The following is a 15,662-nucleotide window of genomic DNA, read 5'->3' as shown; positions in this document are numbered from 1 at the left end:
GAAGGTTACAAAATTGTTTTGCCGGTGATGCTCGTGGCCTTCATGTTTACCCTCGTTTCTCTGAAACTGGAGGGTGGAGGAATGGGCTGGAGCGCGAGCGTTGTGCTTTGGCTATTTTCCGCGTTTTGCATTTTCTTCTTTCGTGACCCGGCGCGCCAAACGCCGCGCGAGAAAGACGTTGTCATTTCACCGGCTGATGGCCGTGTTATCGGCCTCGACGAGGTTGATGAAAGTCAGTTTCTTCATGGCCGCGCGCGGCGGGTGAGCATTTTCATGTCGGTGTGGAACGTTCACGTCAATCGCGCGCCGGTGGAGGGCGTGGTGGAATACTTGCATTATCACCGCGGCCGATTTCATGTCGCCTCGTTGCCGAAAGCCTCTTTGGAGAATGAGCAAGTCATTATCGGTATCTCATCGCCGCAGGGTAAAATACTGGTTAAGCAAATTGCCGGAATTCTCGCACGGCGCGTCGTTTGTTATCTGCGTGAAGGCCAGCACGTGCTGCGGGGCGAACGTTTCGGCATGATTAAGTTCGGTTCACGACTCGAAGTTTTTCTGCCGTTGCGTGCGGAAATAAGAGTAAGCTTGCAAGCACAAGTGCGCGCCGGAGAAACGATTGTTGCTTCGTTGCATGAAGCTTAAGAAGCAACGCAAGACATTCGAAAATCAGATTCATGGAAAAGGAGGTTGTCATGTCCAAACATGATTTGATCAAAGCGCTCAACGAAGACTTGGCCGCTGAATGGGGAACGATCATCCGTTACACCTATCAATCCGGCAAATCCTTCGGCCTGCTTGGCGCCGAGCTTCGTGAAATTTTTCAACACGAATCCCAGGATGAACTTGGGCACGCCGCGTTTCTCACCGATGTCATCGTCGATCTCGGCGGCGAGCCGTCCACCATGCCCAAGGCATTCGACAAACCGGAAAACATCAAGGCCATGCTCGAACTGGATCTCCAAATGGAGCTGAGTGATGTTGAAAATTACACCAAACACGCCCAAATGGCGGAAGAACTTGGGGAAGTGGAGTTGAAAATGAAGTTGGAGGAGATGGCCGCCGATGAAGCCGGGCATGCGCGTGAGTTGCGGCGTTTGTTGAAGGGTTTGTAACTGTCGAAGGCTGGTCAGATGCGGCGACTCCCACATCAAAATTTCGTGCAGAATACAATTGTTGTGCAATCGTTGTTGTGCAATCGTAAAATGAGTGAGAGCCAATATCATGTCAAATGCTGGGCGTCATACTTTTTTTCATCAGGCGGCGGGCCGCTTTGTCGCGGCAAAGCCGGCCAGCTTCATCATCGTTGTTGCCGCGCTTTGCTTTGTTCTGGGCGCGCTCACCGGCCCCTCAATTTGGCGGGCCATGTGGGTTGACGAAGCCATCGCGCAGAAAAAAGACCTGCCGTTCCCGATGGCGTGGCGGATGGGCAGCAATCTGTATATGCAAACCGCGGCCGAATATCGCGCGAGCTGCCTGCAAACTTACGCCAGCGCCGAGCAGCGGCTTCAAGCGATTTTGCAAGCTGCGTCATTGCCTTTTCCCAAGCCCGCGGTGGTGATGGATCTCGACGAAACGGTTTTGGATAATTCTGCGTTTCAAACGTTTTTGTATCTGAATAATTTGGAATACACCGAAGCCCTGTGGGAGAGGTATGAAAAGGATTATCCGGATGACGTGACGTTGGTGCCGGGCGCGAAAGAGTTCATCGCCAAAGCCGAGCGCAACGGTGTTACGGTTGTTTATATCTCGAATCGTTCTGAAACAAACCGGCCATCGACCATCACGGCGCTGCGGCAATTGGGAATAAATACCGACAACATCAATGCCCGGCTCTTGTTGAAGAAGAAGGGCGCTTCTTCAGACAAGTCGGCGAGGCGTGAAGAGGCTGCACTGCGCTACAACATTCTGCTTCACATTGGCGACAATCTGCGCGATTTTTCCGAGGCTTTCGCGGTTGCGAGGCTTCGCTCTTTTGCGGCTGAGACACAATTATCCGAGATCGAACAGCGTTGTGCCATCGTCGATTCCGCGGCCGCGCATTGGGGCGTGGATTGGTTTATTTTGCCCAATCCAGTTTATGGTGAATGGGAAAGATTGCTGGGTGATCAACCCAAGCTGAAGTTACGGCCAACCAAAATGAAATAACTGTTGTAGGTGCGACTCGCCGAGTCGCCCCTACACAATCCTCTCAAAATCAAAACGCCGTGACAAATCCTACCGTGAAACGATGACGCTCATACTCAATGTCGTAGGTGTATTCCGTCATCAATTTGAGATTGCGTGCAATCAAATAAGAAAAATTTCCGGTAGCGGTGTGGTATTTCAGTTCGTCCAAATCTGAAGCGATGCGGTTGTAGAGCAAGAAGATATACCAATCGCTGCGATCGAGTTGGGGGGCATACATCAATTGCGCGAAACCGCCTTGCGTCTTCAAGCGTTGGGCGCCGGTATCAAGAAAAAATGGATTCTTATCGCTGCGATAGAGATATTGACCCGCCAGCTCGAATTTTCCCGCCTCCAGTTTGACGTCTGCTCCGGCCATGTAAAAATCATTGAGGTTGCCGAATTCCCTCTCCTTGCCGAGATAACCGAATCCGCCCAGTTGCAAAGTCGAATCCACCGGTTGCGCCAGCCGCAGAAAAAAATTCTTGTAAGGATCGCTATCAAACGTCGGTTCGGCTTCGCCAATGCCGTTGCCGTTGAGCACCGACAGCACGACATCGGTTTCAGTGGGCAGGGCATAGCCCAGCGTCACCCCGCGATCATAAGTCAGATCGGCTTTGCTCAATCCCGGCTTGGCTTTGAAGATGACATAGTCTTCGAAAGTCGGGCGCGCTTCGCGTTTGAACATGGGATCCGATACTTGATACTGCCCGACGGTAAGATCGAAGCCGGATTTGGCAACGTTGGAAAAATACAAAAGCGCATCCTCAACCCCGGCGACTTTGCCGCGTTCGTTGAAGAGAAAATAGAGATAATACGAAACGTCTTTCGTGATCAAGCCGCCGGACAGGATTTTCAAAATAACCGGAGTGGCAAAATCCTGCTCGGGCGTGCGTTCGGTTTGATAACTGGCGGAGGCATCCAAACGCAAGGCCAGCGGCAGCTCGCGCATGAGCAGCAGTTTGTCGTCGCCAGTTTCGCGGGTGAAGCGCGGCGGCTCTTTGTCCGGCAAGCGAAAACCGTTGCCCGCGAACTCATCGCCGTAGGGCTTGAGTTTTGGCACGGGTGAATGGCAAACGTTGCAGGACATATCATACTTACGCGCGAAGGCGGGAATCGTGGCATAACTCTGCTCGCTGAGCACGGCAATCGCAAGGCAACCGAGCAGCAACGCGATCATTGACTTTCTCATCGTAGCTCTCCTTGAAAATGACATTTGACAAACGTCGGCAAATCAGCAACGCTTGAGCCGCCAAGGTGCACAGGACATTGAGCATGAAAGACTCTTTGCGGGCTTTGCGTCTTCGCGGCGATTTTTCACGGCGCTGGTTGTACAACTGAGCAATGCCTGTGGATGAATCCACAGGCTAAGATGTGGAAGTCGCATGAATGCGACTCTCACCGGTTGAGTACTCGAAAACAGACAGTCGGCTTCATCGATTGTGCAACAAAACGGTTTTGGGCCACACCATTAGGGCAGCACAGTGACTGCGGTTGCATGATCGTTGACCGCGACGATCTCAGCCTCTTCCAGGGGCACTTCGAGAAACTCTGCCACCGGTTTCACCAGTTTCTGATAGTTCAAGACTGCTTTGATCACCATCTTTCCCGGTGCGGCGGTGGCGGGCACCGTCCATGTAAACGTCTCCAGCTTGGTTTCGCGCGGCCCCAGGCGATAGTCGATTCCCAGCGAGGCTGTGTTCCATTGTTGAATTGTCATGCGGCCTTGGGGATCGAAATACGGCATCCGAAAAATGCGATCGCCCACCGGCACACCGTCGCGTTGAATGCCGGCAAAATTCGGATCATTGAGCGCGATGCCCATGTCTTGATACGCCAGCGTGTTAGCGGCAATGGTGTATTCCTCGCCGGCGAAGCCTTTCTTATCCACCGGCAAATGATAAACATTGCCTTTGGCATCCGTTGCTTCCACATGCAGCCACACGATGCGATCTTCCACGGAGCCGGTGGGAAATTTGTGGCCGGTTTTCTGATTGAACAGCGCCACGGTAATCTTCATGCGCTCGCCCGGCTCCAGTTCGCGCACATCGGGATGCACCCGCAGCTCGACGGTGCCGCGCACTTTGCCGGGATCATGCGCGCCGTGAAAGAGATGCTGCGCCACATTCGGCAGCGCCGGGCCCATGGAGGCGTTGTGGCCGGGCGCGTAGGTCATGTGGCAATCCTGGCAGCGTACGCCCTCCTGCGCGTACGGCCCTTCCTTCCATTCCAAGTGGGTCGACTTCACCCAAATGTCATAAGGCGATTTCTCATTGTGGCAGGTGCCGCAGAACTCCGCGGTTTTGAGAAACTCCGAAACGCGGGTTTCGTGCGCCGGTGACACGGCGCCGGGCCGCGGCCCGTATTTCACGCGCCCCGGTTCGGAAATGTAGTTGAAATTGTAGGGCGTGTCGCCTTTGAAGCCGGTAATCGTGTGGCAAACGTCACAGGATACCGATTCATTCGCCCGGCTGTTCATCTCCGGTTTGGGCGGCGGCACATCTCCTGCGAGAAACGCGATAGGACTGTGGCAGCCGTTGCAACCGGCTTTGACGCCTGCGACTTTCTCATCTTTCTCGGCATGCGGCACCGCAAGCTTGAAGTATTCGATTTCATCCCAATGGTGCGTGTATGCCTGGGACATCATGGCCTGCGTCCACTGCTGGTAGAAATCGACGTGGCACGAGCTGCCGCAAGCTTGCGGCTTTTCAAAGTCGGAATATTTCCTTGTGCCCAACGCCTCGTCACCGGCTTTTTTCTCTTGCGCAATGGCAATGGAAAAAAGCAAAACAGTGGCTACGAACAGGAACGTCAACTTCTTCATATAAAAGATCATAACGTAGCCCTCGCTAGAATTAATATGAGCATCAGGGGAGAGTCCTGCACAATTCTTTCGCAGATCCAAAATTGTTTTTTCAAAGCCTGTGCCAGCCGTGTGACCTTGATGGCCGTTTTTTTAACTCCATTGTGTTAGTGTAACTTATTGAAATTACTATATTGAGAATTTAACGGCCGTTCGGTGTCTTTAAGCCTCGGTGTGCCGGTTTTCGCAAGATCGAGATTTTGAGAAAGCCTCTGGCTATTGATTGTCTTTCTATTAAGAACTTTTGCACGAGTATGAATATTTATACGGACGAACACACTATTGTGGTAGAGCAGATTTACAAGCGTCTTTCGGCGCTCAACGGGCAGAATTTTTTTGGTATGTTATGAAGTAGGCGCGCAAGCGATAAGCACGTTCTATCAAATGTCGAGGATCAAATCATGAATACTCGCAACACGATTTCTTCTCAGCGTAAGTTGTTCAACTATCTCGTGCTGATCATGATTTTTCTGCTGAACGCATGTGCTTCCCAATATGCAACCCTTAATCACGGAGCAAATGATCGAGCCGCAACAAGTTCATCTGGGCTTGTTGAACTGTATGCCGACAACTGTTCATCTTGCAGCGCTAAAATGCGGGAAAACGATGCCATGCCGGCAGAGAGCCACAGCAATGTTCCTGGCGCTCTGAACGAGGCGTCGCCTCAATCAAATCCCAAAAGAAGCTCGCGCAAGGGGGCGAAGATTATCCTGCTTCTTCACAATCAACCGGAAATTGCCGGACGTCTCTTGTCCGTGCGGGATAGTGCATTGGTCATTTCTATTGACAAGCTTCGAGAAAATGAGGTCCGCGAAAAATCCCAGGCTGCCATTGTGATTATGAACCAGGACATCCGAATCGCAATCGTCAAAGGTGAATCCAAAGTCCTGAAAAGTGCCGGGTTGGGATTTCTGATCGGCGCTGGAATTGGGGTTGCTCTTGGATTCATAACCGGCGACGATCGGCCGTGTGAGCGTTCTTCCAGCGAAGGGTTTGGTTTTATCTCGACCTGTATTTCGATGTCCGCCGAAACCAAAGCAGCCTTGGCCGGAACTGTGTTCGGAACTGTGGGACTGGCCGCAGGCCTTGTTTCTGGCAGGAAAGCTTCAACCTCGGACGAAGCATTTTATCCGTCTAAGAGCCCAGATTTTTCAGCGTTGAAGCAATTTGCACGATTTCCAAAGAAGGAGCCTGAATATCTCAGCATAGTAAAATGAGTAGCTGTCACAAAAGGGCGCTCACAATCATTTCTCCCATGAATAACTATTTGTGACCACGCAAGCCGCGGCCAATTGAATGTCCAATCCGCATTTCCCTTCCGATTCTTGAGAAATCTCCCCGTTTCATTCTTAGGATTAATAATGAGACAAGCCTGCCCCAGTGGTGATAAACATTGTTAATACTAAAAATAGTCACGATTGGCCAGCGGCATGAAGTTTGTGGAAGTTTATGCCAAAGGTGTCATTTTGGTCAATAAAAAGCATTTAGGATTCTCTGTCATGAATAAATCACTCGCGGTTTTTTCTGCTCTGGCTTTGATCTTTCTGAGCGCTGTTGCGGTTGTGGCGCAGGAACGTGCAGCGGATACGACGCAGCCATTTCTTGACCCAACGCTGCGGCCCGTCAGTGAGGCTGAAGTGAATGCCATCGCGCATGAGTTGATCGCGCCATGCTGTTGGTCGCAAACGGCGGATGTCCATCGTTCTGAAGCGGCGCAAGAGATCAAAGACTACATCCGATCGGCGCTGCAAAAGGGCCATAGCAAGGATCAGATCATTGCCGCTTTTGTGGAAGCCTATGGCGAACGCATCCTGGCGAAGCCCACCGCATCAGGCTTTAATATTCTCGTCTATATTTTGCCGGCGTTCGCGTTTCTTATCGGCGCGTTCATCGTGTGGCGCTACCTGCGCCGCGTCCAGCCGCTCAAGATTAATGCGCCGGTTAAGCCCGCAAAATCTGCTGCCGCAACCGAGCGCTACGAAGCACGATTCGAGCGCGAGTTGGCGGATTTTGATTCCTGAAGAATCAGAATTAAACGACTTTCTCATATCTCAAACCGCTAATGAACGCGAATTAGAAAAATAGCAAGAATTTAGCTGAATGAACCCAGAACAAAAAAACCGTCCACTGAAATGGAAATCCCACTGAATTGAACTCAAAAAGCTTAATTTCTGTGGGATTTCTATTTCGGTGGGCGAAAACTTCAAGCGGCTAAATTCTTACGAAAAATATTAGTGTACATTCGCGTTAATTCGCGGTTGCAGGAAATGGGTATGTTGTTTAAATGGCATTCCTGAGTGTGCGAGATCTTTGAAATGCAATTTGCAATTAAATCCCAATCTCCTTGGCCCCATGTGGGTACAGGAGATTCTGAAATTTCTGCGACACGGCAGAGTGTCACGTTTTTTACGATTCACGATGTGGAGGCCAACGCATGTACGAAGAAGATTTAACGCTGGCGATTGTCGGCAGCGGCGGTGAAGGCGTGGTGAGCGCGGGCGAAATTCTCGTGCATGCCACCTCGCAAGACGGTTTGTACAGCATGATGATCAAGAGCTACGGCCCGCAAATTCGCGGCGGCGAGAGCCTGGCGCAAATTCGCTTGCGCAAGTCGCCCGTGTTATCACAAGGCGATCACCTCGATGCGCTGGTGGTGTTGAGCTGGAACAATTATCATCGTTTTGCCGGCGAAGTACGCCTGCGCGAGCGCGCCGTGATTTTTCATGACAGTGAAGACGCCCCGCCCGAGCGTTTGACGTTTCCCGCCAAGGCGCGGTTTGTTGCCGTGCCGTTCAGCGCCACTTCCAAAAAAGAAACCAACGCGGCGCTCGCCAAAAATTTGGTCGCTTTGGGATTTCTCTCCGGTTGGTTTGATTTGCCGCAAAGCGGATTTGAGCAAGCGATTCAGCAACGCTTTGCCAAAAAAAGCGAGGCAGTGCTGCGGGGCAATCTCGCTGCTTTTAGCGCAGGCGTGCAACTGGCGCAAGTGGAAAACACCCGGCCGCGTTACGATTGGAAAGTCAAGAATCACGAAGCTAAACTTGTGTTCACCGGCAATGAAGCGATTGCCATCGGCTCGCTTTTCGCCGGCGTGAAATTTTTTGCAGGGTATCCCATCACTCCTGCCAGTGAAGTCATGGAATGGATGGCAGCGCAGTTGCCCAAATTCGACGGCGTGTTCATTCAAACCGAGGACGAAATTGCCGCCATCACCATGGCCATTGGCGCTTCCTTCGCTGGAAAAAAAGCCATGACCGCCACCTCCGGACCGGGACTTTCTCTCATGACGGAAGCGATCGGCCTGGCGGCAATGGCGGAGCTGCCGCTGGTCATCATCGACGTGCAGCGCGCCGGCCCGAGCACCGGCATCCCCACGAAAACCACGCAGGCTGATTTGTTTCACGCGGTGTTCGGTGGGCACGGCAACTTGCCGCGCGTGGTTCTGGCGCCGACAGATGCCGCGGATGCGATTGCAATTGCGGTGCATGCGTTTTATCTTGCGGAAAAATATCAAGTGCCGGTGCTGGTGTTGAGCGACCAGTTTCTCGGACAACGCCTGGAAGTCATTCCGAAGGTGAATTTTGATGCACTCAAACCGAAGATAATCACGCGCCAATTCGCTTCCGGCGAAGAGTTGCAGCCGTATCAACGCTTCAAAATGACGGAAACGGGCGTGTCGCCGATTTCCGCTCCCGGCATAAAAGGCGGCATGTACACCGCTGCCGGCATCGAGCACGACGAAACCGGCAGGCCGACCTCCAACGCCGAGCTGGATGAAAAAATGACGCACAAGCGCGCGCTAAAAAATCAAGTCATCCTGCGGGAGGAGCCGAATTTGCTCTGGCGCTGCGGCGATCACGATCCGGATATCGGCATTCTGGCGTGGGGTTCGACCACGGGCGTGGTGCAAGAAGCCGTCACCAAGCTCCAGGCCGAAGGGCACAAAGTCGCAGCGTTGGTGTTGCGGCAATTGGCGCCGCTGCCGGTGGCCCCGGTGCAAGCCTTTCTCGATCAGCTCGAGGGTTTGTTAATCGTGGAATTAGCCGACGGCCAATTTTACAGCTATTTAAAAAGTCAACTTGCGCTGCCGCATAGCACGCGCGTGCATAAACACACGGGCGCGGCGCTGTTCACCGTGCAAGAAATTTTGGACGCCATTCAAGAGGTTGATTCGTTATGGGAAACTACACTGCAACACACTATCGCAGCGGAGTAAAACCGGTTTGGTGCCCGGGCTGCGGCGATTTTGGCGTGTTGAATGCGATTTATCAGGCGCTGGGCCGCTTGCAACTTCCGCTCGAAGAAGTTGCGATCGTCTCCGGCATCGGGTGTTCCAGCCGCTTGCCGGGATATGTCAAAACTTACGGCTTCAACAGCATTCATGGCCGCGCCCTGCCGGTGGCGCAAGGCGTGAAGCTGGCGCGTCCGGAAACCACTGTGATTGCGGTGGCGGGCGACGGCGACGGCCTGAGCATCGGCGGCGGGCATTTTCCGCACACGGCGCGGCGCAACATCGATATGACGTACATCATGATGGACAACGGCATTTACGGCATGACCAAGGGCCAAACCTCGCCCACCACCGGCAGTGATCACGAAACAAAATCCACGCCCTACGGCATTATCGAAGATGCCATCAATCCCATCAAGCTGGCGTTGAGTTACGAGGTGTCTTTCATCGCGCGCAGCTTTTCCAGCAATGTCAAGCAATGCGTCGATCTCATCGTGCAAGCAATTCAGCATCCCGGCTTTGCGTTTGTGCAGATCCTAAGCCCGTGCGTGACGTTTGTTGGAAAGGATCAATTCGATATTATTCGCGATCTGGCTGTCGATTTGCCGGCAGAATATGATCCGGCCTCGCTCGACCAGGCCTGGCAGGTCAGTAATGAAATCGGCAAAATTTCGCTGGGCGTGATTTATCGCATGCAAACGCAAACCTATCAAGAACGTTTGCTGCGGCTGACCCAACTCGCAAAACAAGAAGGCGGAGCCGATTTTGAAGCGTTGCTGCGGGAATATCATGTCTCCGAACCGGTGGCCGAACCGGAAATGGATTGACGCTGTAAGAAAACAACAAGAGTAACCGCGACTGAACGCGAATAGGCGCGAATGAGTGATTCGCGTTTATTCGCGTCAATTCGCGGTTTGAAAATGTTTGCCGCAAAAGCTAAGATTTCATCACTAAGGAAACCCCATGCTCACCAACCTTGAAATCGCGCAACGCGCGACGCTGAATCCGATTCGAAATATCATGGATCAGCTCGGCATCACCGATGATGATTTTGAGTTCTACGGCAAATACACCGGAAAAATCAAACTCGAAACGCTGGAGAAATTTTCCTCCCGGCCCGAGGGCAAATTGATTCTGGTCACCGCCATGACGCCCACCAGTCACGGCGAAGGCAAAACCCTCACCACGGTCGGCCTGGGCCAGGCATTGGCGCGCATCGGCAAGAAAGGCATGATTGCCTTGCGCGAGCCTTCGCTCGGACCGGTATTCGGCATCAAGGGCGGCGCCACTGGCGGCGGCTATTCCCAGGTGATTCCGATGGAGTTGATCAATTTGCATTTTAACGGCGATATTCACGCCGTCACCGCTGCGCACAATTTGCTGGCGGCCATGCTGGATAATCACTTGCATCAAGGCAATGCGCTCAACATCGACGTGACCAATATTCAGTGGAACCGCACGATGGACATGAATGATCGCGCCTTGCGGCATATCGTCGTGGGTTTGGGTGGGCGCGTGAACAGCATTCCGCGCGAGTCCGGTTTTGTCATTACTGCCGCCTCGGAAGTGATGGCGATTCTGGCGCTCGCCGGCTCACGCAAGGATTTGAAGCATCGATTGGGCGAGATTGTGGTCGGGTATAACCGCAAAGGCGACATCGTCAAAGCCCGCGATCTCCTGGCCAACAACGGCATGGCCGTAATTCTCAACGATGCGATCATGCCCAATCTCGTGCAGACCATCGAGCACACGCCCGCGTTGGTGCACGCCGGGCCGTTTGCCAACATCGCGCACGGCACCAGCAGCGTGATTGCCGATCGCATTGCGCTCAAGCTTGCCGATTATGTTGTAACCGAGTGCGGGTTTGGCGCGGATCTCGGCGGCGAAAAGTTTTTTGACATCGTCTGCCGCCAATCGGGTTTATGGCCTTCAGCGGTGGTGATTGTCGCGACCTGCCGCGCGATGAAATTGCACGGTGGCGTCCCGGATCAGGCGCAGGAATTGAGCAAGGAGAATCCTGAAGCGTTTAAAAAAGGCCTAATTAATTTGGAAACACATGTTCGCAATATGCGAAAATTCGGTGTGCCGGTGCTGGTGGCAGTGAACAAGTTTCCGTTCGATACGCAAGCCGAGATCAATATGATCTTCGACCTTTGCCAGCGGCTGGAAGTCGATTGCGCCGCGCATGAGGCCTTTATGAAAGGCGGGGAGGGCGTTATCGCGCTGGCTGAAAAAGTCGTGGCTAAAGCAGAGTCCTACAAAAATCCCAAGCCGGCATTTTTGTATGATCTCAACCTATCGGTGCAGGAGAAAGTGCGAAAGATCGCCATGGAAATTTATGGCGCAGAAGAGGTTTATTTTGAGAAAAAAGCGCAGAAGAAAATCGAAGCATTCATCTCACACGGTTATGGTACTCTGCCGATTTGCATGGCCAAAACACAGGCCTCGCTTACCGATAACCCCCGCGCCCTCGCAGCGCCCAAAGGCTGGACGCTGACCGTGACGGATGCGCAACTTTCCGCCGGCGCAGGGTTCCTCGTCATGATTTGCGGCGACATGATGCTGATGCCGGGCTTGCCGCAAACGCCGGCAGCGATGAAGATGGATGTTGATGATCATGGCACAATTACCGGATTGTTTTGAGAAAAAACGCAGCCGCGCCGACAATGAGCTTGCAATGCTGGCCGGAATCGGTTAGATTACGGCGCATCTTCATTAGCAAAATGGAAATGAGCCATGAATCCGCTGCTGCAACGCATTTCGGTTGATCCCAATATCTGCTTTGGCAAGCCCTGCATTCGCGGCACCCGCATTTGGGTTTCTCTCATTCTTGATTTTTTAGCTGCCGGCATGACCATGGCAGAAATTCTCGAGGAATATCCCCACTTGACAGATCAGGATATTCTTGCGGCTATTGCCTATGGCGCAGAGATGTCACGAGAAAGATATGTTGACATTCCACTCGATCAGGCAGCGTGAAAATCAAACTTGATGAAAACTTTGGCAAGCGCACGCAGCAGCTTTTTCGCCTTGCTGGCCATGATGTGCAGACCGTACGGGAGGAAGGCTTACACGGTAATCCGGATCAAGTCATCTACGAGCATTGTTGCCGCGAACAACGCTGTTTGGTCACGTTAGATTTGGATTTTGCCGATGTCATTCGCTTCCCGCCCTATCAAACCGCAGGCCTTGCGGTCATTCGCATCCCCAAGGATCCCACCCTGGCGCTTTTAGAATCTTTGATTCGCCAATTTTTGCAGGTGATCCAAACAACCTCTGTGAACAAACAATTGTGGATTGTCGAAATCGGCCGGATTCGTGTGCATCAATCCGAAGCGGATGAAGATGATGTTTCGTAATTTCTAGACAATGTCCGTCCCCAATACACTCCTGCCCGGGCGGTGGTGTGGATGCAGCAATGGTAGCACCCCAATCCTAAAAAGCAATCGTGAATCCGGCTGTGCTATCTCCAAAATGAGGAGATGGGCTGCAAACTAGCCAATTCTGTTGCTCACGGCTTGAGAGTACCCAATTGAATTGCAAGCTCAGAAGGTTCTTGTTGGTCGCGCCTATTGGGTCTTTTGCTAACCGTCGGGACGATTGTTTTAAGTCTTTTCCCGCCATCATCTCTTGCCTTGCCCGCCAACTATTTCCGTGATTGCAATCACGCTCAAAAAATGTACTTCTCCTGCAAATTAAGGTAAAACTTCGCACGAGAATGTTTATTCGACGCGGCATGCGCAAAACAGGGCTTTTGTCTCAAATTTTTCTTTGTTATCTTTGCTTCCATTATAATGGAATTTCCCAAAGGATTCCACGTCAGACTGTTCTGTTGCTTTGCGACAGCCCTGGCATGAATCTCGGCATACAACATAACCGGGTATAATCAGGACGGTGGATGATCTCAATTGAATACCTCTTGTTGCTCGGCGGTGCTCTCATTCTTCTCAGCATCGGTATTGCAAAATTTTCAGAAAATCTTGGTGTTCCAGTTTTATTGTTGTTTCTGGGTATCGGCATGCTGGCCGGCTCAGAAGGCCCCGGCGGTATTTATTTTGACAACGCCGGCGTGGCGCAATCGCTCGGTATTCTCGCCCTGGTTTTCATACTTTTTGCCGGCGGGTTGGATACGGACTGGCGTTCGGTTCGCCCAACGCTATGGCAAGCTGCGAGTTTGGCAACCCTCGGCGTATTGCTCACCGCGGTGTTGGTCGGTCTGGTTACGTACTACTTTCTAGATTTTTCCTGGCTCGAGGGCATGCTGCTGGGTGCGGTGATCTCGTCTACCGATGCCGCAGCAGTTTTTTCAGTGTTGCGTGCGCGCAGCGTCAGCTTGCGCGGCAACTTAAGGCCGTTGTTGGAATTGGAGTCGGGCAGCAACGATCCCATGGCGGTGTTTCTCACAATTGGATTGATTCATCTGCTCACATCTGCGGAGGCCACTTTTTGGGGGATTGCCAATTTGTTTGCCCTGCAAATGGGGTTGGGAGCGCTTTGTGGTTTGGGTTTGGGGAAATTGCTGGCGACATTGCTCAATCGCCTGAATTTTGCATATGAAGGATTTTATCCCGTATTTGCCATTGCATTTATCGCGCTCGTCTACAGCGCCACGGCGCTGCTCGGTGGCAGCGGCTTCCTCGCGGTTTATCTTGCCGGGTTGGTGGCGGGCAACAGCGATTTTGTGCACAAGAAAAGTCTGCTGCGTTTTTTCGACGGGTTTGCCTGGCTGAGCCAGATCGGCATGTTTCTCACACTCGGCTTATTGGTATATCCCTCTCACATTTTTTCGGTGATCGGCGCGGGCTTGCTGCTTTCGGCGTTTCTTATGTTTGTCGCACGGCCGCTCAGCGTGTTTGTCTCGTTGGTGTTCGCGCGATTGAGTTGGCGCGAGAAAACCTTTGTCTCCTGGGTTGGGCTGCGCGGCGCAGTGCCGATTATTTTGGCGACATTTCCGCTGCTGGCAAAACTGCCCAATGCCGAATTACTCTTCAATCTCGTTTTCTTTATTGTGTTGACTTCAGCGCTTTTACAGGGTTGGTCAATTCCCGCGGTGGCGCGTTTGCTCAATGTTGATGCGCCGTTGACACGCAAACGGCAGTATCCCATCGAGTTCGAGCCCACGGCCGGGATGGATACGGAATTGATGGAATTTATTGTGCCGTCGTACGCTGCGGTTGCGGGAAAATCTTTGGTTGAACTGGGGTTGCCGCGTGACAGCCTGGTTGTGCTCATCAGTCAGAATGAAGAATTCATCGTGCCCAGCGGCGGTACGATAGTCCACGAAGGAGACGTCATTTTAGCGTTGGTGAACAAACGCAACTTGCCGGAGCTGCGTGCGATATTTTCGAAGGTGGAGAAAAAAAGTGTGGGGGAAAAAGCTGGCTAGCGAGAAGGGCAGGAGGGGATAAAAGATTCGTTTACAGCAACGTTTTCAGGCACGCAACATTGCGTGAGGCCCCGATACCTGAAGGCGAAACGATAGGTATTTTTCTCTCTTCACTACCGGACGCTTTTTTGAGCCATGAATTTAAACCGACGTTCACTGATTTTTCGATGTCTTAAAATGGCTTCTATCAAAAAAAATGAAATCAGTGTAAATCAACGGCTGAAAATCTTATTCGTGAAAAGCGTCCGGTAGAGCATTTCTCCCAACAGGCAACTTCAAACTTCCATCATTTCTTGCCGTTGCCGAATGGCGGCAACACTTGCACGGCGCTGATCAAATTCTTTAGAGAAATACGAATAAATCGAGGGAATCACGTACAGCGTCAATCCGCTGGCGAAAATCATTCCGCCCACAACCGCGATACCCATAGACACACGGCTTTCCGAGCCGGCGCCTAAACCCATGGCAATCGGCAGAATGCCGAGGATCGTCGACAAGCTCGTCATCAGAATCGGTCGAAAACGCGCCGCGGCCGCGCTTTGCACGGCTTCCATCACTGAAAGTCCGTTGGCCTTGCGCTGATTGGCAAATTCCACGATCAGAATGCCATTCTTCGTCACCAAGCCAATGAGCATGATCTGGCCGATTTGGCTGAAGATGTTGATGGTTTGATTGAAATACCACAATGACAGCAGCGCGCCGGCGACCGCAAGCGGCACCGTGAACATGATGATGAACGGATCGCGGAAACTCTCGAATTGCGCCGCCAAAATCAGATACGTCAGCACCAGCGCCAGGACGAAGACAAATACCAAGCTCGATGAGCTTTCGGCAAAATCGCGTGCGGCGCCGGAGAGCGTTGTGCTGAACGAATCATCCAGAAGCTTGGCTGCGATTTCATCCATAGCTTTGATGCCGTCACCCAAGGTATAGCCGGGCGCGAGGCCGGCGGAGACCGTGGCCGCAATGTAGCGATTGAAGCGGTAAAGCTGCGGGGGATTGGATTGCTCGTACGTTCT

Annotated in this window: 14 protein-coding genes; 11 read left to right on the top strand and 3 right to left on the bottom strand. The window is 52.4% G+C overall.

Annotation, left to right across the window (positions count from 1 at the left end):
* The 3 genes from FBQ85_13770 to FBQ85_13760 form a co-directional block, all read left to right on the top strand.
* On the top strand, positions 1-642 hold a 642-nt coding region (locus tag FBQ85_13770), incomplete at its 5' end, for a phosphatidylserine decarboxylase family protein (GenBank protein MDL1876222.1).
* 32 nt (positions 643-674) lie between these two features.
* Complete coding sequence (locus tag FBQ85_13765) at positions 675-1,112, top strand: ferritin-like domain-containing protein (protein ID MDL1876221.1); 438 nt, start codon at positions 675-677, stop codon at positions 1,110-1,112.
* Positions 1,113-1,221: 109 nt separating this feature from the next.
* Entirely contained in the window at positions 1,222-2,145 is a 924-nt protein-coding gene (locus FBQ85_13760; GenBank protein MDL1876220.1) for a hypothetical protein, read from the top strand.
* Between the two features lie 49 nt (positions 2,146-2,194).
* Here the strand turns inward: FBQ85_13760 and FBQ85_13755 are convergent, their stop codons facing one another.
* A complete protein-coding gene (locus FBQ85_13755; protein ID MDL1876219.1) occupies positions 2,195-3,343 on the bottom strand; it encodes a hypothetical protein in 1,149 nt (382 codons plus the stop codon).
* A 291-nt stretch (positions 3,344-3,634) separates the two neighbouring features.
* Entirely contained in the window at positions 3,635-4,987 is a 1,353-nt protein-coding gene (locus FBQ85_13750) for a hypothetical protein (protein MDL1876218.1), read from the bottom strand.
* Between the two features lie 440 nt (positions 4,988-5,427).
* On the opposite strand from FBQ85_13750, the gene FBQ85_13745 reads away from it, so the two are divergent.
* The 8 genes from FBQ85_13745 (at position 5,428) to FBQ85_13710 (ending at position 14,643) form a co-directional block, all read left to right on the top strand.
* Positions 5,428-6,243, top strand: a complete 816-nt coding sequence (locus FBQ85_13745; GenBank protein MDL1876217.1) for a hypothetical protein — start codon at positions 5,428-5,430, stop codon at positions 6,241-6,243.
* A gap of 213 nt (positions 6,244-6,456) precedes the next feature.
* Positions 6,457-7,047 carry a cytochrome c-type biogenesis protein CcmH gene (locus tag FBQ85_13740; protein ID MDL1876216.1) on the top strand — a complete coding sequence of 197 codons (591 nt, stop codon included), beginning with the start codon at positions 6,457-6,459 and terminating at the stop codon, positions 7,045-7,047.
* 413 nt (positions 7,048-7,460) lie between these two features.
* Complete coding sequence (locus FBQ85_13735) at positions 7,461-9,242, top strand: 2-oxoacid:acceptor oxidoreductase subunit alpha (GenBank protein MDL1876215.1); 1,782 nt, start codon at positions 7,461-7,463, stop codon at positions 9,240-9,242.
* Positions 9,203-10,084, top strand: coding sequence for a 2-oxoacid:ferredoxin oxidoreductase subunit beta (locus tag FBQ85_13730; protein ID MDL1876214.1), 882 nt, complete (start codon positions 9,203-9,205; stop codon positions 10,082-10,084). Before FBQ85_13735 ends, FBQ85_13730 begins: the two co-directional genes overlap by 40 nt.
* Positions 10,085-10,220: 136 nt before the next feature.
* Positions 10,221-11,900, top strand: coding sequence for a formate--tetrahydrofolate ligase (locus FBQ85_13725; protein ID MDL1876213.1), 1,680 nt, complete (start codon positions 10,221-10,223; stop codon positions 11,898-11,900).
* Positions 11,901-11,993: 93 nt separating this feature from the next.
* Entirely contained in the window at positions 11,994-12,236 is a 243-nt protein-coding gene (locus FBQ85_13720; GenBank protein MDL1876212.1) for a DUF433 domain-containing protein, read from the top strand.
* Positions 12,233-12,616: a hypothetical protein gene (locus FBQ85_13715; protein MDL1876211.1), complete on the top strand. Its 384-nt coding sequence runs from the start codon at positions 12,233-12,235 to the stop codon at positions 12,614-12,616. The genes FBQ85_13720 and FBQ85_13715 overlap by 4 nt, the downstream gene beginning before the upstream one ends.
* A 539-nt stretch (positions 12,617-13,155) precedes the next feature.
* The gene (locus FBQ85_13710; protein MDL1876210.1) at positions 13,156-14,643 is read left to right on the top strand and encodes a potassium/proton antiporter; all 1,488 of its coding nucleotides are present in this window, start codon (positions 13,156-13,158) and stop codon (positions 14,641-14,643) included.
* Positions 14,644-14,918: 275 nt separating this feature from the next.
* Here FBQ85_13710 and FBQ85_13705 read toward each other — a convergent pair.
* Positions 14,919-15,662 (bottom strand): efflux RND transporter permease subunit (locus FBQ85_13705; protein ID MDL1876209.1); only part of this gene is annotated, 744 nt, incomplete at its 5' end.

Source organism: Cytophagia bacterium CHB2 (genome assembly GCA_030263535.1).
Taxonomy (GTDB): Bacteria; Zhuqueibacterota; Zhuqueibacteria; order Zhuqueibacterales; family Zhuqueibacteraceae; genus Coneutiohabitans.
This window is presented reverse-complemented; position numbering and strand designations above follow the sequence as displayed.